Origin of the sequence: Cobetia amphilecti, from assembly GCF_020217465.1 — a bacterium.
Taxonomy (GTDB): domain Bacteria; phylum Pseudomonadota; class Gammaproteobacteria; order Pseudomonadales; family Halomonadaceae; genus Cobetia; species Cobetia amphilecti.
Genome location: NZ_CP084115.1, coordinates 253,791 through 276,206, shown reverse-complemented (window position 1 = coordinate 276,206; position 22,416 = coordinate 253,791). Strand labels below are relative to the sequence as shown.

General features: G+C 62.9%; 18 protein-coding genes. 5 read left to right on the top strand and 13 right to left on the bottom strand.

Features of this window, described 5'->3' with window-relative positions:
- The first annotated feature begins 75 nt into the window (after nucleotides 1–75).
- Entirely contained in the window at nucleotides 76–753 is a 678-nt protein-coding gene (locus tag LCW13_RS01255; RefSeq protein ID WP_043333242.1) for a TetR/AcrR family transcriptional regulator, read from the top strand.
- A gap of 158 nt (nucleotides 754–911) precedes the next feature.
- Here the strand turns inward: LCW13_RS01255 and LCW13_RS01250 are convergent, their stop codons facing one another.
- The 12 genes from LCW13_RS01250 to LCW13_RS01195 all read right to left on the bottom strand — a co-directional run bounded on the left by LCW13_RS01250 (nucleotide 912) and on the right by LCW13_RS01195 (nucleotide 13,896).
- The gene (locus LCW13_RS01250) at nucleotides 912–1,661 is read right to left on the bottom strand and encodes an ABC transporter permease (protein ID WP_052384497.1); all 750 of its coding nucleotides are present in this window, start codon (nucleotides 1,659–1,661) and stop codon (nucleotides 912–914) included.
- Between the two features lies 1 nt (nucleotide 1,662).
- Nucleotides 1,663–2,382 carry an ABC transporter permease gene (locus tag LCW13_RS01245; protein WP_043333243.1) on the bottom strand — a complete coding sequence of 240 codons (720 nt, stop codon included), beginning with the start codon at nucleotides 2,380–2,382 and terminating at the stop codon, nucleotides 1,663–1,665.
- Between the two features lie 96 nt (nucleotides 2,383–2,478).
- Nucleotides 2,479–3,372 (bottom strand): transporter substrate-binding domain-containing protein, encoded by an 894-nt coding sequence (locus tag LCW13_RS01240; protein ID WP_225347485.1) that lies wholly within the window; start codon nucleotides 3,370–3,372, stop codon nucleotides 2,479–2,481.
- Between the two features lie 79 nt (nucleotides 3,373–3,451).
- Nucleotides 3,452–4,309, bottom strand: coding sequence for an amino acid ABC transporter ATP-binding protein (locus LCW13_RS01235; RefSeq protein ID WP_084589355.1), 858 nt, complete (start codon nucleotides 4,307–4,309; stop codon nucleotides 3,452–3,454).
- A 432-nt stretch (nucleotides 4,310–4,741) separates the two neighbouring features.
- Nucleotides 4,742–5,716, bottom strand: a complete 975-nt coding sequence (locus LCW13_RS01230; RefSeq protein WP_084589356.1) for an ABC transporter substrate-binding protein — start codon at nucleotides 5,714–5,716, stop codon at nucleotides 4,742–4,744.
- A gap of 197 nt (nucleotides 5,717–5,913) precedes the next feature.
- Nucleotides 5,914–6,558, bottom strand: coding sequence for an HD domain-containing protein (locus LCW13_RS01225; RefSeq protein ID WP_052384498.1), 645 nt, complete (start codon nucleotides 6,556–6,558; stop codon nucleotides 5,914–5,916).
- A complete protein-coding gene (gene tmpA / locus LCW13_RS01220; RefSeq protein WP_404813656.1) occupies nucleotides 6,555–7,709 on the bottom strand; it encodes a 2-trimethylaminoethylphosphonate dioxygenase in 1,155 nt (384 codons plus the stop codon). Before tmpA ends, LCW13_RS01225 begins: the two co-directional genes overlap by 4 nt.
- A 232-nt stretch (nucleotides 7,710–7,941) precedes the next feature.
- Complete coding sequence (locus LCW13_RS01215) at nucleotides 7,942–8,565, bottom strand: Rossmann-fold NAD(P)-binding domain-containing protein (protein WP_043333244.1); 624 nt, start codon at nucleotides 8,563–8,565, stop codon at nucleotides 7,942–7,944.
- Nucleotides 8,566–8,689: 124 nt separating this feature from the next.
- Nucleotides 8,690–10,039, bottom strand: coding sequence for a TRAP transporter large permease (locus LCW13_RS01210; protein ID WP_043333245.1), 1,350 nt, complete (start codon nucleotides 10,037–10,039; stop codon nucleotides 8,690–8,692).
- On the bottom strand, nucleotides 10,029–10,760 hold the full coding sequence (locus LCW13_RS01205) for a TRAP transporter small permease subunit (RefSeq protein WP_084589357.1): 732 nt from the start codon (nucleotides 10,758–10,760) through the stop codon (nucleotides 10,029–10,031). Before LCW13_RS01205 ends, LCW13_RS01210 begins: the two co-directional genes overlap by 11 nt.
- A complete protein-coding gene (locus tag LCW13_RS01200; protein WP_084589358.1) occupies nucleotides 10,757–11,893 on the bottom strand; it encodes a TRAP transporter substrate-binding protein in 1,137 nt (378 codons plus the stop codon). Before LCW13_RS01200 ends, LCW13_RS01205 begins: the two co-directional genes overlap by 4 nt.
- A gap of 452 nt (nucleotides 11,894–12,345) precedes the next feature.
- Nucleotides 12,346–13,896 carry a sigma-54 interaction domain-containing protein gene (locus LCW13_RS01195; RefSeq protein ID WP_225347484.1) on the bottom strand — a complete coding sequence of 517 codons (1,551 nt, stop codon included), beginning with the start codon at nucleotides 13,894–13,896 and terminating at the stop codon, nucleotides 12,346–12,348.
- 249 nt (nucleotides 13,897–14,145) lie between these two features.
- Here LCW13_RS01195 and LCW13_RS01190 point away from each other — a divergent pair, with 249 nt between their 5' ends.
- Complete coding sequence (locus tag LCW13_RS01190; protein ID WP_153635079.1) at nucleotides 14,146–15,342, top strand: hypothetical protein; 1,197 nt, start codon at nucleotides 14,146–14,148, stop codon at nucleotides 15,340–15,342.
- 62 nt (nucleotides 15,343–15,404) lie between these two features.
- On the opposite strand, the gene polA is transcribed toward LCW13_RS01190, so the two are convergent.
- Nucleotides 15,405–18,293, bottom strand: a complete 2,889-nt coding sequence (gene polA / locus LCW13_RS01185) for a DNA polymerase I (RefSeq protein WP_043333247.1) — start codon at nucleotides 18,291–18,293, stop codon at nucleotides 15,405–15,407.
- Between the two features lie 357 nt (nucleotides 18,294–18,650).
- Between polA and LCW13_RS01180 the strand changes: the two genes are divergently transcribed.
- From LCW13_RS01180 to speA, 3 genes are all read left to right on the top strand, one after another.
- Nucleotides 18,651–18,980 (top strand): DUF2782 domain-containing protein, encoded by a 330-nt coding sequence (locus LCW13_RS01180; RefSeq protein WP_082388170.1) that lies wholly within the window; start codon nucleotides 18,651–18,653, stop codon nucleotides 18,978–18,980.
- A gap of 195 nt (nucleotides 18,981–19,175) precedes the next feature.
- A complete protein-coding gene (locus tag LCW13_RS01175; RefSeq protein WP_043333248.1) occupies nucleotides 19,176–20,138 on the top strand; it encodes a homoserine kinase in 963 nt (320 codons plus the stop codon).
- A gap of 176 nt (nucleotides 20,139–20,314) precedes the next feature.
- On the top strand, nucleotides 20,315–22,213 hold the full coding sequence (gene speA / locus LCW13_RS01170; protein ID WP_043333249.1) for a biosynthetic arginine decarboxylase: 1,899 nt from the start codon (nucleotides 20,315–20,317) through the stop codon (nucleotides 22,211–22,213).
- The last annotated feature ends 203 nt before the right edge of the window (nucleotides 22,214–22,416 follow it).

Below are 22,416 nucleotides of genomic sequence, written 5' to 3'. Positions count from 1 at the left end.
GACAGCGTCTCTCGTTCGCAATATCGCAACCTTGCCTGTTTCAGGCGGTTTCCGGATCACAGACAGGACACTCACATGACTGATTCGCCCTCATCAGAGACCGCCCCTGACTCGGGAAGCACCACGACCCGCGCCTCACCGCGCGGGGAAGCACGCCGCAAACGCCAGCTGGAAGTCGCGCGCGAACATTTCCTCGAACACGGCTTCGCCGCGACCAGCATCAATGAGATCGCCCGGCAGGCAGGCGGATCACTGGCAACGCTGTATCGTAATTTCGGCAACAAGGACGGCCTGTTTCTGGCCGTGATGCAGCAGGAGGCGCAGACGGTGTGGTCGGTGATGGACCACGAAGCCAACGAGACACGCAGTGTCGAGGAAGCGCTGGAAGACTTCGGCATGGCGATGCTGGCGCTGGCCCTCGCGCCCGAACTGATCCGCCTGTTCCGTGGCCTCGCCTTCGAGAGCGGCCGCAACCCGCAGCTCGGCAAGCTGTTCCTCGACAACGGCCCCAAGCTGACCCGACAACGCCTGGCAGACTACCTGTCGCGTCAGGTCGCCCAGGGCCACCTGCCGTCCACCGGCCTCGGCCAGGAACCACTGGCCGCCGCCAACCTGCTCACCGGCATGCTGCTCAACCCGCTGCATGTCGACGCCCTGCTCGGCTGCCCACCCGACACCGAAAGCCCGGAACAACTCCGCCCACATGTCAGACGCTGTGTGCGCGTCTTTCTTGCTGGCTTCGGAGCAAGTTGAAGAGCTGGCAGGTTTCGGTGCCAGTTAGAAAGCTTGCTGGCTTCGGAGCTTGATCATCGGCCCACTGACACAAAGACGCCGAGTCGACTGACTCGGCGTCTTTGTGTGCAAGAGAGATTATCTGCGGGAAGTGAGCGATGGCCGCCAGGCGAGTGGCCTCAGGCGGGCCTTGGCTGGCGCAGGCGCGACAGCCACCCGCCGCTGCGTGCCTGGGCGCGTACGCCGGGGAAGTTGAGTTCGACCTGGCGCAGGCACAGGGTCAGCAGGATGGTCAGCACGAGGTAGATGGCGCCGATGAACAGCAGCGGCTCGTAGGTGAGGAAGTTCTCGTCGCGGATGATATTGGCGACCTGCAGCAGGTCCATCATGGCGATCGTCGAGACCAGCGGCACCGACTTGAGCAGCAGGATCATCTCGCCGGTCAGGGTCGGCAGACATAGCTGAATGGCGCGCGGCAGCCACAGACGCGTGAAGACCTGGAACGGCCCCATGCCGAAGGCGCGCCCCGCTTCCCGCTCGCCCGGCGGCACGCTGAGCAGTGCCCCGCGCAGGACTTCACCGGTATAGGCGCCCACCGAGAGGGTGAAGGTCAGGGTGGCGTAGAAGAACGGATCACGCAGGATGCCCCAGAACATGCTCTCGCGAATGCCGGGAATGCCTTCCAGCAGCCGGCCGATGCCGTAATAGAAGAAGAACAGCTGCACCAGCAGGGGCGTGCCGCGCATCACGATGGAGACGCCGCTGGCCAGCCAGGCGAGAGGCCTGGGACCCTTGATGCGCGCCATCGCCATGCCGACCGCCAGCGTGAAGCCGAGCACGGCCGACACCACCAGCAGCACCAGGGTGTTGATCAACCCTGTCCACAGCGATTCCTGATAATAGGGGTCCGATAACCAGCTGAAATCCATGTCACGCCTCCTGGGCTGAAATATCGGGTTCGCCGCGGCGCACGTAGCGCTCCAGACGACTGAACGCGGCGCTCGAGGTCAGGGTCATCAGCAGATAGAGCAGCCCCGCCACGCTGTAGAACAGGAAATAGGCGCGCGAACTGGCGGCCGCCTGCTGCACGGTGAAGAACAGCTCGCTGAAGCCGATGACGCTGATCAGGGCGGTGTCCTTGATCAGGATCAGCCACAGGTTGGACATGCCCGGCAGTGCGTTGGGCAACATGCCCGGCAGCGTGATGTAGCGAAAGCGCGCCATGGGCGAGAAGCCGTAGGCATCGGCCGCTTCCAGCTGGCCCTTGGGAATGGCCAGGATGGCGCCGCGAAAGACTTCGGTCATGTAGGCGCCCTGCACGAAGGCCAGTACGCCGACGGCGGTGACGAAGCCGCTGATCTCGACCTTGCCAGCGACACCCAGCGCGTTCATCAGGGCAGTGAGCGCCTGGGAGCCGCCGTAATACAGCAGGATGATCAGCAGCAATTCCGGCACCGCACGCACGGCCGTCGAATAGCTGGTGGCCAGCGCGCGCAGCGGCGCCCAGGGGCTGAGTCGTGACGCCGCTCCCACCAGCCCGAGCAGCAAGCCGATGGCGTAGGCGGCGAAGGCGATCTGCAGGGTGGTGACGGCGCCGGCGAGTATCGGGGCCGCCCAATCGGCGAGCCCTTCCTGGGCGAACTGGGACATGATCAGCGTCCTTCTCGTATCAGTAGGAAATGGCGGATGCGATACGCGAGGCGTGCTGACCGGGCGACCTCAGCCGGCCGGCCAGCACGCGCAGGATCAGCCCAGGCAGACGTCGGTATCGAAGTACTTGTTCGAGAGCGCCGTGCAGGTGCCGTTCGCATAGACCTGGTGGATGGCGCCATCGAGCGCCTCTTTCAGCGCGCCATCTTCCTTGCGTACCCCGACACCGGCACCGATGCCGTAGGCCTCGTGCTGCGGCGTGGTCGCCTTGATCTCGAAGTTGCTGGCCTCGTCACGCTTGACCAGTGCGCTCATGGCGATCTCGTCGGCCAGGATCACGTCCACGCGCCCGGACAGCAGGTCACTGTTGACCTGCTCCTGCTGGTCATACAGGCGCACATCGACGCCAGTGCTGCGCAGTGCTCGACGCGCGAAGTTGGCGTGGGTGGTCGCCGCCTGGGTGCCGAGAATCTTGCCGTCGAGGCCGTCCGGAATCTCGAGTTCGAGATCCTTGGCGGCCACGTAGGCGCCGGGCGAGTTGTAGTAGGGGATGCTGAAGTCGATGACCTTCTCGCGGGCCTTGGTGATGGTCATCGAATTCATGATCATGTCGATGCGACCGGCCTTCAGTGAGGGGATGATGCCGCTCCAGCCGGTCGGGGTGATCTCGCATTCACGCTGCATGGCGTCACAGATCGCCTCGGCCAGCTCCACTTCAAAACCGGTCCACTCGCCGCTGGCGGAGGTGTAAGTAAAGGGCGGGTAAGGTTCCGCGGAGATACCGATCTTGAGGGTGTCGGCGGCATGCACCTGAGCGGCGCCCAGCGTCAGTCCACCCACCGCCAGTCCCCCCATCATCAGGGCGCCTGCCAGCTTGCGCAGCGCAGAGGTGGGGGCAGAGGTGGAAGTGGAAGCAGAGGCAGAACGCGTTCCGCGCGTGGTCAGTGAAGGTGTCTTGGCAGCGAATCCAGCGTCGTTCATCAAGGTCATCAGGCCATCTCCTGGCTGTTGTTGTGGGTCCATCTACGTCATGGCGGGGAGGTCCATGCCGGGGTGATGCAAGCAGGGCTCAGGCGGCCGGTGCGATGAAGCGGCGGCAGCGCTCGTGCTCGGTCTGCTCGAAGACCTCCGCCGGGCTTCCGGCCACGCCTACCCTGCCCTCATCGAGGAACACGATCTGATCGGAGACTTCTCTGGCGAAGGCCATCTCGTGGGTCACCATCAGCATGGTGCGGCCCTCATCGGCGAGGCTGCGGATGACGCCGAGCACTTCACTGACCCGCTCCGGGTCCAGCGCCGAGGTCGGCTCATCGAAGAGCAGCACGCGCGGCTCCATCGCCAGCGCACGCGCGATCGCGACCCGCTGCTGCTGGCCGCCGGAGAGAAAGGCCGGATAGCTGTCGGCGCGTTCCAGCATGCCGACACGTTCCAGATAGTGCTCCGCGATGCGCGTCGCCTCGCGGCGTGACATGCCCTTCACGCGCATCGGTGCCTCGGCGACATTGCCGAGCACGGTCAGGTGCGGCCACAGATTGAACTGCTGGAAGACCATGGTGACCTTGGAGCGCAGGCGCTGGATCTGACGACGATCCAGCCCGATGAGGCCACCACGGCTGTCGCGGTCGAAGCGCACATGCTCATCGGCGATCGACAGCTCGCCCCGATCGGGGCGCTCGAGCAGGTTCATGCAGCGCAGCAAGGTGCTCTTGCCGGAGCCACTGGCGCCGATGATGGTGGTGACGGTGCCTTCCTTCACGCGCAGGGACACGTCGTGCAGCACCGCCAGATCACCGTAGTGCTTGACGATATTGCTGGCTTCGACGACGACCCGATTCGAGGCAGCGCGCGCGGGTCTTGCCTGGCCGTCCGGGCGCGCCTGCTGAGGCTGGGAGATGCCGTCACTGTCTGCATTCTTCGAGCGGGTCATGGGAGATACGTTCGAGGGCGAGATAGTCATGAGCGACTCACAAGTGGGTGGCTGTGGCTGGCGTGAAATGGGCGATCGTGCAGCCGCTAGCGGCGTGACGCACCCTGCTGGTGCGGCGTGATGCTGCCGGGCCTGACGGACGATGCGCGGATGACGCCTGTCTTGCCGCTGCGGGCCGCGGCGGGCTGCGCAATCGGCGATCGAGCTGCAATCAAGCGAACGATTATTGATACACTTGTATAGCAAGAGGCGTTCCACATTGCGACTTTCCACGCCAGAGGCATGGCAAGCAGGGTCGTGGTTCACGGATTGCGCGTCCTGGACGCGACGAGGCCTGGGCGCTGCGAGGCTTGGGCAATACGAGGCCATGGGCGGGAGCCATCCCTCGGCGCCCGCCCACGCCGTCAAGGCGGCAGCAAGGCTAGGTCAGCCTCACAGGCTGGCCTTCACGGCGGCCAGGGCATCCTCGCCATCGCGTGTGGTCACGTCGGCGAGAAATTCCGCCAGCCGGTCTGGATTGGCGGCCAGCCAGTCGTGCGCCACCTCATCGAGGTCACGCTCCTTCAGGCTGTAATCGAGGATGAAGCCGCTCTGCTCTTCGGAGCTGAAGACCAGCTGATCGAGGAAGCGGGCGAGGTTGGGATTGGCTTCGGCATAGGCGGTACGCACGACGGTCTTGACGTCACTGGCGCCATTGTCGGGGCCGAACACCGACTCCGGGTCTGCCAGGATATGGGTGTCGAATTCCGGCACCATCCAGTGCGGTGTCCAGCCGTAGAAGGCGATCCAGCGTTGTTCGCGCTGGGCGGCACGTACCTCGCTGAGCATGCCGGGCGTCGAGGACTCCATCGCATCCCAGTCGCCCAGGCCATAGACATCATTGTCGATGGCGCCATTGAGCATGTCACTGATGGTGGAACCGCTTTCGATGGAGTAGACGGTCTCGTCGAATTTCTCGGCGTGGGCGGCAAGGTCTGCGGCGCTGTGGATGCCGGCCTCGTAGACATAGCCCGGCACCGCGAAGCCCATGCGGGCGCCGGTGACGTTGTTGCCGAGATCGGTGATCGCACCGGCGGCCATGGCCGCGTCATAACTGTCTTTCTGGGCAGGCAGCCAGCCCGCGAGGAAGGCGTCGCTGTCGCCAGTGGTCAGGGTGTTGTAGCCGACGGTGGAGCTGACTTCCTGTCGCTCCACGTCGTAACCCAGCGGGGCGAGAATCTGGGCGACGATCTCGCTCTTGACGGTGACGCCGGGCCACGGCGGCACGATCAGCGTCAGCTCGTCATCCTTGTCCTGGGCCGAGGCTGCCAGGCTAGCCGTGCCGAGCAGCAGGGTCACGAGGGCAAGCAGACCACGGCGGACGCCGTGCTTCGTCGTAGGTGTCAGGGGGTACGGGGTGGTGGTCATCGTGTCTTTCCTTGTCGGTTCCGGTCGCGCCGGGCCTTGTTGTTGTCGGGGCTGAAAGGCTTCGTATATGGCGGTCGTCGTGCGTGTCCATCGCTCACGGCGCTGTCGTTGTCGTTGACGGTGCTTGTGTCTTCTCCGCCCTGCTGCGTCGCAAGCAATTGATTCGTTGGAGCTTTACCCTCCGGAGGAGTGCGCCTTCAGCGAGCACTGGCCTGCCTGGCCATGCCCTTCTCAAGTTCTGGCTCCATTTTTGTCTCAAGTTCTGGCTCCGGCACCAGATCCGGCAAGCCGCCGAAGGGCGCGCGCGCCATCACGCGCTCCAGCATCGGGATGAAATGCTCCAGCGGCAGGGTGTCATATTCGGGGTCGAAGCTGGTCTGGTCCCACTCGTCACAGAAGCGCACGGTGCGCTCATAGGCGGGATGCCCGGCATGTGCCTCGCGGGCGTGGCGGTCCTGACCGAAGAATTCGCGGTAGTGATAGCCCTGGAACAGCTCGTGATGACGAATCATCCAGGTGTTCAGCGGGTCGATGAACGGCTCGAGGATACCGGCGGCGATCTCGGCATGATTGGCCGGTGCCAGGTCATCGCCGATGTCATGCAGCAGCGCGCAGACCACCATCTCCTCATCGGCGCCGGCGCGCAGCGCGCGGGTGGCGGTCTGCAGGCAGTGTTCGTAGCGATCGACCGGATAGCCGTGGTGATCGCCCTTGAGACGCCCCAGATGTTCAAGCACACGCCGGCAGGCATCAGACTGATATTCCCGGAAGCGCGCATCGATCAGCGCCCACTCGGCATGCGTGCTTTCCTCGAAACTGCGGAAGCGGGCCTGCTCGCTCATGCGCTGGCCTCCTCATTGGCGAACTGACCGTCGCGCTGACCGGCGAGCTGATCGGCCAGCAGCAGACGGCGGCTGGCGGTGGAGTCACGATCCACATAGCCCTGGCGCATATGACGGATGCCGCCCTCCAGCTGGAAGGCGCTGCGGCCATGGAACAGCCGGTAGTTGTCCATGATCAGCATCTGGCCCGGTGCCAGCTTGAGATGCAACGTGAAGTCGTCACCGGAGATCAGGCGGTAGAACGCTTGGCGGGCAGCGTAGTAGCGAAGCAGCGTCGCGCCGGGCAGCGCCGGCACCCGCTCGGTGCGGTTGGAGAAACGTACCCGGGCGACCTGACCACGGCTGTCCAGCTCGATCAGCGGGCCTTCGCTTTCCAGGCGTGTGGTGGCGTCGTGATAACGGAAGCCGGGGCTGACTTCTGTCAGGCAGGCGAAGGCCTCGGGGTCTTCACGCCGCAGGCGCTCTGCCGCACTGAAGCCATCCACCAGCATGCTGTCGCCGCCCTGGGCCGCGTTGCGCAGACAGTGCAGCCAGATATAGCCCGGAATCGGGTCGCGGTAGGGATTGTCGGTATGCGGCTCCAGCCCGCGCTGGGTCATCGTGAGGTCATAGGCATTGGCGACGGATTTCACGTCGGCGATACCGCCCCAGTTGGTGCGCCGCAGCGGCCCGATACGGTGGATCAGCCCCTGCATGCCGTCCTCCGTGTCCGGCACGCCGCTGACCCGCACGAAGCCGAAGCGCTGCAACTGCTCGAGCATGTCCAGCAAGGCCGCGTCATCGTCCAGTGCTGCGGCGAAGTCGGCCTCGGGCAGCTGGGCGAGACTCCCCTGCCAGAAGGTCATGCCCTGATAGGCCTCACACGGCTGACACTCCGCCAGCAGGGACGCCAGCGAGAAGCTTGCCGCATGGCCGTCACTGAAGGCCAGTGACAGCGTGTCGCCATCCAGCTGCGCCTGAGTCAGGCTCAAGTCCAGCGGCAGGTCCGCCGCCTCGATCAGGCGCTGACCGGTGAGGGAGTCGAGCGTCGTTTCATCGGGACTCCGCTCACGCAGCCAGAGCGCCTCGAGGGTCAGATCGCCCTCGGCGTGGCTCAGATGCAGTTGTTGTCCATGGTCTTTCAGGCTGACGGAATGCGGTCTGCTGGGCACTCGATGATCTCCACGGCTGAGGGAGCGGCACTGTTGTCTTACTGGTCAGGTACCTGCTCGCGGATGCTGGTGCGACGCTGAGTCTCCTTCTACCTTAATCACTTCAGCCAGAGCGGATTGATATAATTGGACGTATATTTGATCAAATTGGCCATATGTCAGACCAGCAGACGACGACAAGCGGCCGTGGCAATGCCACGGCCGCTTGTGTTGTAAAACGTCTGTCGGGAGATCAGTCGCTCAGGTGCAGCACCTGACCATTGAGGGAGCGCCCGGCGCCACCGGCAAGAAAGCGCGCGCATTCCGCCACGGCGTCCGGTCGGCTGCCCTCTGGGCACAGCAGATTGGCGCGTACCTTGTCCGGCGCGCGTGACGCCAGCCGCTGGATCAGCTCACTCAGCGCCGCCTGCGCCATGGCAGTGCCGTGATGCTCCTGCGAGGATAGCTGCGAGGGCAGCGATGAGGACGGCTGCGAAGGCAGCGGTGGTGCCACGGCCAGCAGGCGTCCGCCGTGGCGCAACATGCGCGCACAGGCCGCCTTGAGCAAGGCGCCGGGGCCGGCGACCTGCGCGACCAGACAGGCTTCCAGCGACTGCCCGGCCATGGCCTGCGGCGGCATGCAGACCAGCACATCGAGGCGCCCGAGACGCGCCACCAGTGTCTCGAAGCAGCCTTCGCCGACCACCTGGCCGAAGCGGTCCGACTGCTCACCGCCCAGTGCATCCAGCACGCGTTCGAGGTCCGCCGGCGCGGTGCCCATCAGGGCGATGATGGCGCCATCTTCCAGGAAGGTGCGCGCCATGGCCTCCAGCCACTCCCCCTGCCCCGCGATCAATACCCTGCGTCGTGGCAGCATCTCATTCTCCCTGATAGAACCCCCGAAGGGTCGCCCCTGCGTGCCTCATGCCGCGCTGCGCTGCGCTGCTCTGCCCTCTGCTTACCCGGGCATCACCTCCCTGTGATGCCCCAAGTGGCGTGCGTCAGGGCATCAGCCCCGGCAGCCACAGCACCAGCGCCGGGAACATCATGCACAGGATCAGACCCGCCAGCTGCAAGCCGACGAAGGGCAGAATCGAGCGATAGATGGTGCCAATGGACACCTGCCCGGCGGTGATGCCCTTGAGGTAGAACAACGCATAGCCGAAGGGTGGCGTCAGGAAACTCGTCTGCAGATTGATGGCGACCAGAATCGCGAACCACACCAGCAGCCCCTGACCGGAAAGCCCGAGCCCGAAGTCCAGCGCCTCGACCACCGGCGCCACCAGCGGCAGCACCACGAAGCTGATCTCGATCCACTCGAGGAAGAAGCCGAGCACGAAGATCAGCCCCATCAGCAGCAACAGCAGGCCATAGGGGCCAAGGCCGGTGCCGGTGATGACATCCTCGATCAGGTAGTCACCGCCGAGGCGCTTGAAGACCACCGAGAAGCAGGTCGCGCCGATGACGACGAACAGGATCATCGCGCTGGTGCGCGAGGTATCGCGCAGCGTGTTGCGCAGGGTGGAGAAGGACAGTCCGCCCATCACCAGCGCCAGCAGCAGGCTACCACCCGCGCCGATGGCCGCAGCCTCGGTGGGCGTGGCGATACCGGTCATGATCGACCCCAGCACCGCGACGATCAGCACCATCGGGCCGAGCAGGTCACGCAGCAGTGCCAGCGGCAGCGGTGTCTTGTCGGTGCCGAGCAGCGACTGGTCCGGCAGCGGTGCCCAGTCCGGGCGCAGCTTGGCGGTGATCAGCAGATAGGCGACGTAGAGCGCGCCGAGCATCAGCCCCGGAATCAGCGCCGCCTTGAACAGCGCCCCCACCGAGATCTGCAGGATGGAACCCATCAGCACCAGCATGATCGAGGGCGGAATCAGGATGCCCAGGGTGCCGGAGGCCGCGATGACCCCGCAGGCCATCTCGGCCTTGTAGCCCTGCCCCAGCATCACCGGCAGCGCCAGCAGGCCCAGCATGACCACCGAGGCACCGATGATGCCGGTACTGGCGGCCATCACCACGCCCAGCAATGCCACCGAGACGGCCAGACCGCCATGCACGCGACCGAACAGCCGCTGCAGTGTCATCAACAGATTGCGCGCCACGCCGGAGCTTTCCAGCATCAGCCCCATGAACACGAACAGCGGAATCGCGATCAGCAGCCAGTTCTCGATCACGCCGCCGAAGATGCGCGAGCCGACGGTGCCGAGAAACGGCAGCGGGATGTCGCCGATGAAGGCGAACAGGATGCCCAGCCCGCCGAGCAGAAAGGCCACCGGGTAGCCGGAGAAGATACCGATCAGAAGTGCCACCACCATGGTGATGGGCAAGGCGTATTCAGCGAGCATTGTCATGGCTCCCGTCTGCATGATTCTGGGGTGCCGTGGCGTCGGTGGTCGCGTGCGCAGCATTCTGCTGATCCGCAAGGCCGGCCAGACTGGCAATCTCGTGGTCTTTCAGGCGCTCAGGGGTGCGCGCCGGGTCGAACAGGCAGGCCAGATTCTCGAAGATCTGCCCCAGCGCACCGAGGGCGAGGAACACCAGCCCCGTCGGCAGCATCGCCTTGATCAGGTAACGGTCCACCAGACCGCCATAGTTGGACTTCTCGCCGGACATGTAGGACATGGTGACGAAGTGCTTGGACAGCCAGGCGATCAGCAGACAGAAGGGAATCAGCATGATGATGTGGCCAAGGATATCGACCACGGCGCGTCCGCGCGGCGAGAGGCGCTGATAGAACAGGTCGACCCGCACATGCGTATCGCTGTGCAGGGCGTAGGTGCCACCGAAGAGCGTCAGCAGTCCGAACAGGTGCCACTGCAACTCGGTGACGGAATTGATGGTGATCGCGGTGCCGAACAGCAGCACGTCGGGCGACCCCCAGTTGGCGATTTCATTGATGCCCAGGGCGTTGAGCGTGACGGTGGTGAGCACGGCCAGGATGATCGCCAGACCCAACCAGCTGGTCAGGCGACCCACCCACAGCCCCAGGCCGACCAGTGGTCGACCCAGGGCGTCACACACCGCCCCGCCCTGTGCCCGCCAGGGCGCAAGGCGGGGGTCGGTCATTGGGCGCTACCCTCGTCAGCGTTGTCTGCCTGCTTCATGGCCATCGGCTGCGGCATGGCCTGCAGCTCGTACCATTCGTCGATCAGTGCAGCGTGCTTCATCAGCGAATCGTAGGCCTTGGCGAAGTCAGGATTGGTCTGCTTCTCTTCGGCCAGCACTTCACCCCAGGCTTCCTGCAGCGCGGTCATCACCGGCTCCGGGAAGCGCTTGACCTCGACACCTTTCTCCTCGAGCTCGTGGATCGCACGCACCTGAGCCGGCGGCGCTTCGGCCATTGCCCACTGCAGGGTCGCGCGGCAGGCCGTCTGGAACTGCGCCTTGCGCTCATCGCTGTAGCTGTCCCATACCTGCTGGTTGATCAGCAGCGAGAACCAGCTAGCGCTCTGGTGCCAACCCGGGAAGTAGTAGTACTTGGCGACTTCATTAAAGCCCATCGCCTGATCGACCTGCGGCACCGAGAACTCGGTGGCATCGACACGGCCACGCTCCAGCGCGAGGTAGATCTCGCTGCCCGGCACCAGCTGGGTCGAGGCGCCCAGCTTGTTGAGCACCTTGGCGCCAAGGCCGGAGATACGCATCGACAGGCCCTTGAAGTCCTCCGGCGAGTTGATTTCCTTGTTGTACCAGCCGCCGGTTTCCTGCGGCGAGATGAAGCACGGCAGCACCTTCACGCCGTAGGGGTCGTAGGCGGCCTGCACAAGCTCGGTACCCTCACCGGCCCACATCCACGACATGAAGGCTTCCGGGCTCGGGCCGAACGGCAGTGCGCCGTAGAGGTTGGTGATCGGCACCGTGCCGGCCCAGTAGCCCATCCAGTCCCACCCGGCCTGCACCGCACCGGAGGAGACGGAGTTGAAGACTTCGAAGGCCGGTACCAGGTCGCCCGGCTCGTGCACGCGCAGGCCGACTTCGCCGCCGGTCGCGCTCTTGAGTTCCTCGGACAGGCGCACGGCACCGGCGCCAAGGAAGTTCTTGGTCGAGAAGGTACTGGCGACGTCGAGCTGTTTCGGCCCTTCCGCCTGGGCTGGCTCGGCGGCCAGCAAGGTCGTGGTGGCCACGGCCGCCGCAATGGCAGCTCCGAGGCGCAGGCGGCGGGTCGGCGTCGATTGATACGGCGTGGCGTGTTGCGACATGGTGCGGCTCCCTGATTTGTTGTTGTGCTCGCTGGTCGTACGGCTTGTGGCTTGCTGGACATGAGCCACGTTGCAAGATGACGCTTACGTCAACTTACCCGATGACAACGCAAGCGGCTGACCACGCCACAACAACGTCAATGATTTCAGAGAGCTACGAGGGCAAGGCCCGCGCGAGCCGACTCACCGCGCCCTGCGCGGCAGTATCGGCTTACGACAGCGTCCGGAAAGCCGGACACTCCGGTCACCGAGGCTGCGACCAAGGTCGCGCGCTGACATGAATTCTGTCTACGACTCCAGTCGAATATGCCGATAGAGGAATACAGACCCCATGCGGGTATGCACGCCGTGGGCTGGCGAGAAATGCGAAGCGTCCGGAGTTCCGGACACTGACCGAGATTCCGGACGCTTCGTATCACTTATTTGTCGCGGGAGGGTGAAATGCCTATCGATCAGGGCGTTTCGGCCAACAGGCCATGCCGATTGAGCTTCTCGTAGAGCGAGGACTTGGCGATGCCTAGCTGCCGAGCGGCGCGGGTGCGATTGCCCTCGGCGGCGCGCAGCGCGTCCTCGATCAATTGGCGCTCCGCCTGAGCCATCGCCTCACGCAGCGTGGCCGGCGTGGTGTGCAACTCCCGGGCGCTTGTGGACGACTCTGGCGCTGAAGCGGGTGTGGACAAGTCGCTTTGATGGGTAGCGGCGTGCCGCGCATCGCCATGCCGGGCATCGCCATGCCGGGCACCGATGGCATCCGGCAGATCGGTCGGTTGGATATGGCTGCCGCCCAGATAGAAGGCGGCTTCGAGCACGTTTTCCAGCTCGCGCACGTTACCCGGCCAGTGATGCGCACACAGGCGCTCGAGGGCGGCTTCGGAGAGAATCGGCGGGCGGCGACCACTGCGTCGCGCCAGACGTGACAGCAGGTGCGTGGCCAGGGTCGGCAGGTCGTCGCGGCGCTCGCGCAGCGGCGGCACCTTCAGGGGCACCACGTTGATGCGATAGAAGAGGTCTTCGCGGAATTCGCCGCTCTCGACCAGCGCTTCCAGCGGGCGGTGAGTCGCGGCGATGACACGGACATCGACGCTGACCAGACGGGTCGCGCCGACTGCCTCGACCTCGCGATCCTGCAGCACGCGCAGCAGCTTGGCCTGCATCGCCAACGGCATGTCACCGACCTCATCGAGAAACAGCGTGCCGCCATCCGCGAGCTGGAACTTGCCGGGCTTGCCGCCACGCTTGGCGCCGGTGAAGGCGCCTTCTTCATAGCCGAACAGCTCCGCTTCCAGCAGCGCTTCGGGAATCGCCGCGCAGTTGAGCTTGATGAAGGGGCCCTTGGCACGCGCAGAGCTGCGGTGCAGCGCATGGGCATAGAGCTCCTTGCCGGTGCCGGACTCGCCACGGATCAACACCGAAGCACCGCCGGGGGCGATCTTGCGTACCTTGCAGGCCAGCTCCCGCATGGCGGGCGAATCGCCGATGATGTCACTCAGCTGCCAGCGCGCGCCGGTGGGGGTTTCCAGCGCCTGACGGTAATAGTCCACTTCCGCTTCCAGCGCCTGAACCTGGGCATTCACCTGCCGCCACTCCCAGGTGTCGTGATAGAGCACCGAGCCGATGGCACCGATCAGTTCGCCATCGCGGAAGATGGGGTAACGGTGGGCAATCATGTGGTGGCCACGAATCAGCTGCAGCTGGGCCAGCTCCGCGCGTCCGCTCTCCAGCACCTCGTGCATGCGGGTGTTCTCGATCACCTCGCTGACATCGCGCCCCAGCACCTCGCTGGCCTCGACGCCGAGAAACTCGGCATAGGGCGCATTCAGAAACTGGATACCGCCCTGGGCATCCACCACCACGACCCACTCCTCCACCGCATCCATCGCGGCACGCAGCAACTCGCGGCGCGCCCGCTCCAGATGAATCGAGGTGGCAGGTAGATCATCACGCAGCGGGGCAGCCTTCTCCTCCCCGACCACCGCACCTGACACAGGCATCTGCTGAGCCATCACCGCTCTCCCTTGGCGTGTCCGGTCATCGTGGGCAGCCGTATCCCTCTGCCACCACACCCTCCGGATCTGATTGTTGTGCGCCGCGCCATCACGCAGCCAGTGTCCGGAAAACCGGACGCCACCCACAGCATCGGCCTACCGATGCCAAGGATCAACGTAGCCAGTGGTCGTAGATGAAAACAAAAACTGATAATAATTTATGTTATACAATCACTAAGAGACATTAATGATAAAAGGATCTACATAATGGATAATCTAGTATTTGGAAATGGACTCAATACTATCCATAATGCTTGCGTAGGTAACAACGGGATGCCTGGCATCATGCATTTTGCACGAGGCTATTCTACTTCGGCCAACGCACTAATAGAACTATACCTATCAGATGATAGTGGAAAATATCATCAAGACGAAATGATATATCCAATTTGCTTTAACATGAGACACTCTATCGAACTTAGAATAAAAAACGAGCTATTACTTCTTCAACAGCTATCTAGTCTCAAAAATCAAGAGTCATCATTAGAGAATATAATGGGCCATGATATAAATGAAATATGGGAAACTTTTAAAACAAAATCAGCGTCTATAGATAAAAGATATTATGAGCTCATCACTCTTCTTGACCAATATATTAAAGACATAGGGAAGATTGACGCTAAAGGTCAAACATTTCGATATCCTGAAAGCAATAACAAGATAAGACATTTGACTGAAGTCAGGATAATAAATATTGAAAGACTTAATCACGTATTCACTTACATAGAAGAAAGAATGGAAGAACTCAACATGCTTAGTGAAAACCTTATAGAAGAATACAGCAAAGGATCTTTTACGCAAAAACTATCTAGGCAAGACATAATGCATATCTCTGAGTGTTTACTTTCAAGAGATCAATGGAAAGAAGATGTTTTTACGCTACAAAAAGAAAAATTAAGGGCAGAATATTCGCTAAGTAACCGAGAATTTATTCAGTGTATAAACATTATACGAGAGCATTATGAGTTTTCATTAAATATAAATATGGATCTTGATTTACTAGGGGTGACTGAAGAATCACTTGATGCATATTATTCATCTTGGCAAGAAATCAACATGGATTATGGCAATACGCCGAAACAAAGCAAAGAAATGATTAAAATCTACATGCCGAGTCTCGATGATCTAATAAAATACGATAAATTAAAGACAAAAGCATGGAGTGATAATCAGCATCTCGTTACCGTTGAGTACGTTTCAGGCTTACGAGCACTTTATGATTTTGGATATAACCTCAAGTATAGCGAAGACTACATAAGAAAATACAAATCAAATGTCAAAGAATTAAACGCGAGACAAAAAACAGAAAAGGGCGTATTAAAAGAAGAGTTTTTGGATATACTCACAAAAATCAACGGGTTACACAATATAAGAAAATCCATTAATTTCCTAAAGCCCTATTAAAAATTTTACAAGTGCTTCTCCTCTTCAGAAGAAGCACTTTTTAGAGAATAAGCTAATCGTTATTAATGCGCTTCTTCCCAGTTGTCGCCTTGCTCGACTTCGACGAGCAGCGGGACATCGAGGGAGGCGGCATTCTGCATGCGCTGCGCGACGTCTTTCATGAAGGCGTCGACCTGCGCTTCGGCGACTTCGAAGACGAGTTCATCGTGTACCTGCATGACCATCATGGCGTCGTATCTGTCGACACCGTCGCTGCCCGCCAGCCAGGCATCCACGTCGATCATGGCGCGCTTGATGATGTCGGCGGCGCTGCCTTGCATCGGGGCGTTGATGGCGGTGCGTTCGGCAGCGCTGCGACGCGCGTGATTGCGTGAGCCGATTTCCGGCAGGTAGAGGCGACGGCCGAAGATGGTCTCGACGTAGCCCTGCTCGGCGGCGAGCTGACGCGTGTCTTCCATGTAGGTGGCGACACCCGGATAACGCTCGAAGTAGCGCTCGATGTAGGTCTTGGCCTGGCCGGGTTCGATATCCAGCTGGCGCGAGAGGCCCCAGGCGGACATGCCGTAGATCAGCCCGAAGTTGATGGCCTTGGCACTGCGGCGCTGGTCACTGGTGACACGCGCTTCCTCGGTGCCGAAGACTTCAGCGGCGGTGGCGGCGTGCACGTCGCGGTTATCGGCGAAGGCCGAAAGCAGACCCTTGTCACCGGAGAGGTGCGCCATGATGCGCAGCTCGATCTGCGAGTAATCCGCCGCGACGATACGATAGCCGGGGCGCGCGATGAAGGCCTGACGGATACGACGCCCCTCGTCACTGCGTACCGGGATGTTCTGCAGGTTCGGATCAGACGACGACAGACGCCCCGTGGCGGTGACGGCCTGATGGTAGCTGGTGTGCAGGCGACGCGTGGTCGGGTTGACCAGCTGCGGCAGCTTGTCGGTGTAGGTGCTCTTGAGCTTGGTCATGCCGCGATGGCGCATGATCAGCTTGGGCAGCGGGTAGTCCAGCGCCAGCTCCTCAAGCACCGCTTCGGCGGTGGACGGCGCGCCCTTGGGCGTCTTCTTCTTGACCGGCAGCTTCTGCTCCTCGAAGAGGATCTCGCCCAGCTGCTTGGGCGAAGAGAGGTTGAATTCGCGGCCCGCAAGCTCGAAGGCCTGCTTCTCGATGTCGTGGATCTGCTCGGTCAGCTCGCGGGTCTGGACGTGCAGGCGCTCGGGGTCGATCGCGACGCCGTTGCGCTCGATGCGTGCCAACACCGGAATCAGCGGATATTCGAACTGACGCAGCACTTCATCCAGACGTCCCAGCTTCTCGATGCGCGGCATCAGCAGCGCGGCGAGGCGCAGGGTGATGTCGACATCCTCGCAGGCATACGGCATCGCCTCTTCCAGCGCGATCTGATCAAACGTCAGCTGCTTGGCGCCCTTGCCGGCGATGTCGGTGAAGCTGATGGTGCTCTCGCCCAGATACTTGAGCGCCAGCGAGTCCATGTCGTGACGGGTCGCGGTGGAATTGAGCACGTAGGACATCAGCATGGTGTCGGCCAGCGGGCCGGCCACCGCGATGTCATAGCGCGCCAGCACCTCGATGTCGTACTTGAGGTTCTGGCCGATCTTGGTGATGGCGGTATCGGCGAGAATCGGCGTCAGCGCTTCCAGCACGGCCTGGCGCTGCAGCTGCGCGGGGGCATCCAGATAGCTGTGAGCGACGGGAATGTAGACGGCCTCGCCGACTTCCAGCGCCATGCCGATACCGACGATCTCGGCTTCCATGTAGTTGAGGCTGGTGGTCTCGAGATCGAAGCACAGCGAGTTGGCGTTGCGCACGCGCTCGAGCCACGCATCCAGCTCGGCCTGCTCGGTGATGGCGCGGTAGTTGCGCTCCTCACGCGGCGGCAGCGCATCGGGCATCTCATCGCCCTCTTCCGCCGCTTCCAGATCAGGCGTTGGCGCAGCGGCGGTCTTGCCCTTGCCTGAGGCCTTTTCAGCGACCGGCGCGATGCTGTCACCGAACAGGTCACTGCCGGCGACTCCGCTGTCCTTCTCATCGGCATGCGGCGTGGCCGCCATGTCACCGCCTTCCAGCAGCTCCTTCAGCCAGGCGCGGAATTCCATCTCCTTGTAGAGCTCGACCAGCGCGGCGGTGTCCGGCGCGGCGATCGCGAGGTCATCCAGGCCATATTCCAGCTCGCAGTCCAGCTTGATGGTGGCGAGACGGTAGGAGAGATAGGCATCTTCGCGATGCGCTTCCATCTTCTTGGCCAGGGTCTTGGCGCCACGGAAGCTGAGCGTCTTGATGCGATCGAGATCGCCGTAGATGGTGTCGAGGCCGCCTTCCATGCCTTGCAGCAGGCCCAGCGCGGTCTTCTCGCCCACGCCCGGCACGCCGGGAATGTTGTCGACCTTGTCGCCCATCAGCGCGAGGAAATCGATGATCAGGTTCGGCGGAATGCCGAACTTCTCGGTGACGCCGTCCACGTCCAGCGTCTCGTTCTTCATGGTGTTGACCAGGGTGATGTGCTCGTTCACCAGCTGGGCCATGTCCTTGTCGCCGGTGGAGATGACGGCGTCACGCCCGGCCTCGGTCGCCATGCGCGCCAGGGTGCCGATGACGTCATCGGCCTCGACGCCTTCCACGCACAGCAGGGGCAGGCCAAGGGCACGCACGCAGGCATGCAGCGGCTCGACCTGCAGGCGCAGGTCATCCGGCATCGGCGGGCGCTGGGCCTTGTACTCCGGGTACATGTCGTCGCGGAAGGTCTTGCCCTTGGCATCGAAGACCACCGCCATGGGGCTGTCCGGGTACTGGCGAATCAGGCTCTTGAGCATGTTGATCACGCCCTTCACCGCGCCGGTGGGCAGGCCCTTGGAGGTGGTCAGCGGCGGCAGAGCATGAAAGGCACGATAGAGATAGGAAGATCCATCGACGAGAACGATCGGCGTGGCGGCCATGAGCAGTCGCATCCGTAGGCTGAAGGGTGAGCTTGGGGCAAGCAGAGTCGGGGCCGAAAACCTCTCGGCAGCTATGGCTGTCATGATACGCAAGGGCTGCGGCGAGGCACAGTCGCCACCCTCGGCGCGTGTGTCTTCTGCGCCCGGCATTGATGGCGGGAAGTCGTGCACACTGCCGGCAAGGGACGTAAACTGCGCCCATCAGGCAAGGTTTCAGGCCAGCGCCGATTCGCTTGTCTTCTGCACGGGTACGCACCGGGTGCTTGCTCGCAGGCACCCTGCTTGCAGGCCCCTTGCTCACAGAACTTTTGCACGCGGAACCTGATACAGGCTGCGCTTGTGTAAAGGAGGATTGTCATGCGCTCGACTGCTTCCATTGCTCCGCATTCCCTGCTGCGCCTGCCCACGCTGCTGGCCACCGGGCTGCTGCTGGCCGTCACCGCCCTGAGTGCGCCGCTGGCTGTCGCCGAGAGCGAGGCCCCCAAGCCGCAGATCACCAGCCGTCAGCAGGATGACCGCCAGCTGCGCGAATACCGCGTCAATGGCCATCTGTATGCCATCGAGATCATCCCCAAGGGCGGCGCGCCCTTCTTCCTGCTCGACAGTGACGGCAACGGCAACTTCATCAAGTCCAGCGTCACCAGTGCCAGCCAGCTCAAGGTACCCGGCTGGGCACTGAAAAAGTGATAAGCTCGGCATCTGGTTCACGCGACAGCTGAACCAGCAGCGACAGGCGTCACGCCCGCGGCACATCTCTTGCCCCCGGGCGTGGCGGCATCCTTCCTGCATACCTACAACAACTCCTGTCAGCGCATTGCCGCCGTTTCGCTCCGGCGGCGCGCCACTGGCGGGGCGGACACATTTCGGCGAGAAGAGTCACCCATGGCAGTCTTTACCCCCCTGAGCGACGCTCAGGTCGCAGAATTTCTGGCAGAGTACGACGCAGGCACGCTGACATCGCTTGAGGATGTCGCGCACGGCACCGAGAACTCGACCTTCTTCGTCACCACCGATCGCCGCGAGATGGTGCTGACCCTGTTCGAGCAGGGCGAGCATGCGGAACTGCCCTTCTTCGTCGAGCTGCTCGACTTCCTCGCCAGCCACAAGCTGCCGGTGCCGGGCCCGTTGCACGACCGCGACGGCCAGGCGCTCAAGGTGCTGGCAGGCAAGCCGGCGCTGCTGTTCCCGCGTATGCCGGGCAACTGGCCGGTCTCGCCCAACGTGCCCCAGTGCCGCGAGATCGGCGCGGCGCTGGGGCGCATGCATGCCGTCTCGCAGCACTTCACCGGCCACCGCCCCAACACCCGCGACCTGCACTGGATCAAGCCGATGCACCACAAGGTGCTGGCGTATCTGAGCCCGGAAGACCAGGCGCTGATGGCCGACGAGATCGATGTCTGCGAAGACGTTTTCAGCGGTGTCGAGCTGCCGCAGGGCGCGCTGCATGGCGACCTGTTCCGCGACAACACCCTGTTCGACGGCGACCGCCTCGGCGGCATCATCGACTTCTACAACGGCTGCACCGGCGACCTGATCTTCGATCTGTCGATTCTGGTCAATGACTGGTGCTCCAATGACGATGGCCGTCTGGACCAGGCGCGTTATGACGCCCTGCTCAGTGCCTATCTGGCCGAGCGCCCGATGAACGCCGACGAACGCCGCCTGTGGCCGAGCATGCTGCGCATGACCGCGCTGCGCTATTGGCTGTCACGCCTGCTGGTGGTCTACGTGGACCCGCCCGCCCACAGCCTGACGCCGAAGGACCCGGCACAGTACCGCCAGCTGCTGGGTCGGCGTATCGAGGAAGGCGCTCTGCCGCTGCCCGAGGCCACGCAACCGGCCTGATCGGTACCTTCCGTACTGACCGAGTCGTCAAAGCAATTGCCTGCTGGCCCCCAGCAGGCATAATGCGCCCTCTGAGCGCCCGCATTCCTGCGGGCGTCATTGTCTTCTCCGACGCTGCCCACACCTGTTGAGCACCGCCGGGCTTGCCTTCACGCCGTCCATCTCCGGAGACCGCGATGACCTCCTTTGCAGCCGAAGCACGCCGCACCTACAACATCGACCAGTGGGGCAGCGGCTATTTCGACGTGGGCCAGGATGGCCTGACACTGGTGCGCCCGCATGGCGAGCCGGGCACGCCTGCGCTGCCGCTGATCTCGCTGATCGACAAGGCGCGCGCCCAGGGCCTGCGCCTGCCGCTGCTGGTTCGCTTCGCCGATATCCTGCATGACCGCGTCGAGCAGCTGTGCGCCGCCTTCGATGCCGCCATCAGCTCGCGCGGCTATGGCGCCAGCTACACCGCCGTCTACCCGATCAAGGTCAATCAGCAGCGTCGCGTGGTCGAGGAACTGCTGGCGACCAGCGAGCGCTCACGCGGGCGTGTCGGGCTGGAAGCCGGCAGCAAGCCGGAACTGCTCGCCGTGCTGGCGCTGTCGGACAGCGGCCCGTCGGTGATCGTCTGCAATGGCTACAAGGACCGCGAATACGTGCGTCTGGCGCTGATGGGCGAGAAGCTCGGCCACCGCGTGCATCTGGTGGTCGAGAAGGCCAGCGAGCTGGAACTGGTGCTGGAAGAGGCCAGGCGCCTCGGCGTGCGTCCGCGCATTGGCCTGCGCGCGCGCCTGGCCACCATCGGCAAGGGCAACTGGCAGAACACCGGCGGCGAGAAGTCCAAGTTCGGCCTGACCGCCAGTCAGATCGTCGCGCTGGTCGAGCGTCTGCGCGAGGTGGATGCGCTGGACTGCCTCAAGCTGGTCCACTTCCATCTTGGCTCCCAGATCGCGGACATCAGCGATATCCAGCGCGGTCTGGCCGAGTGCGCACGCTTCTATCAGGGCCTGCACGAAGCTGGCGCCGGCGTGGAAATCGTCGATGTCGGTGGCGGCCTGGGCGTGGACTATGAAGGCACGCGCTCGGAAAGCGCCTGCTCGCTCAACTACTCGATGCGCGAGTATGCCGACTACGTGGTCGGGGCGTTCCATGCAGTCTGTGAGGCGAACGACCTGCCTCACCCGCATATCATCTCTGAATCCGGCCGCGCGCTGACCGCCCACCACGCGGTGCTGGTGACGGACGTGATCGGCGAGGAGCGCGTGAACCTGCCGCTGCCCGCACCGCGTGAGGATGACACCCAGATCGCCGCGCTGTGGACCCAGGCCGCGCGTCTGGAGGGACAGCTTGAGCCACGTGAGCTGGTCGAGATCTACCACGCGGTGGTGCATGCCCAGCATCAGGTGCAGGAGCGCTTCGTGATGGGTCTGGCGAGCATCGCCATCCGTGCCGAGGCCGAAGCCATCTATACCAACGTGTGCCGCAGCCTCGCCGGACGTCTCGATGCCCGTCAGCGCTCGCACCGCGCGGTGCTGGATGAGCTGAACGAGAAGCTGGCCGACAAGCTGTTCGTCAACTTCTCGCTGTTCCAATCGCTGCCGGACATCTGGGGCATCGAGCAGATCTTCCCGATTTTGCCGCTGACCGGCCTCGACCGCGCGCCGACCCGGCGTGGCGTGATTCAGGACATCACCTGCGACAGCGATGGCCGCATCGACACCTATGTGGATGATCAGGGCCTGGACGCCACCCTGCCGCTGCCGGAATGGCATGCCGATGAAGAGAAGCTGCTCGGCTTCTTCATGGTCGGCGCCTATCAGGAAATCCTCGGCGACCTGCATAACCTGTTCGGCGATACCGATTCCGTGGATGCCAGCCTCGACGACGATGGCCAGTGGCAGCTTTCCCATGCGATTCAGGGAGATAGCGTGGCGCAGGTGCTGCGTTACGTGAACTTCGACCCGGAGCAGCTGGCCGCACGCCTCGCGCGTCAGCTCAAGTCATCCAATCTGAATGCGCTGGAACAGGCAGATCTGCTCGAAGACCTGAAGGCCGGTCTCGACGGCTATACCTACCTGGAGAGCTGAAACGCTGCCGAGGCTCGGGCCCTGGCTCAATGAACCGAGTTTGGAAGGATCAGGTTCGGAAGGATTGGCCCGGATAGCAAAAGTAAAAGCCCAGACAGCAAAAGCCCCTGCCGGTGACCCGGCAGGGGCTTTTTTTAACCCGCTCAGGGCTGATTTCAACTCGCTCAGAGCTGCTGTCTACTCGCTCAGGGCTGTTCAGAGCC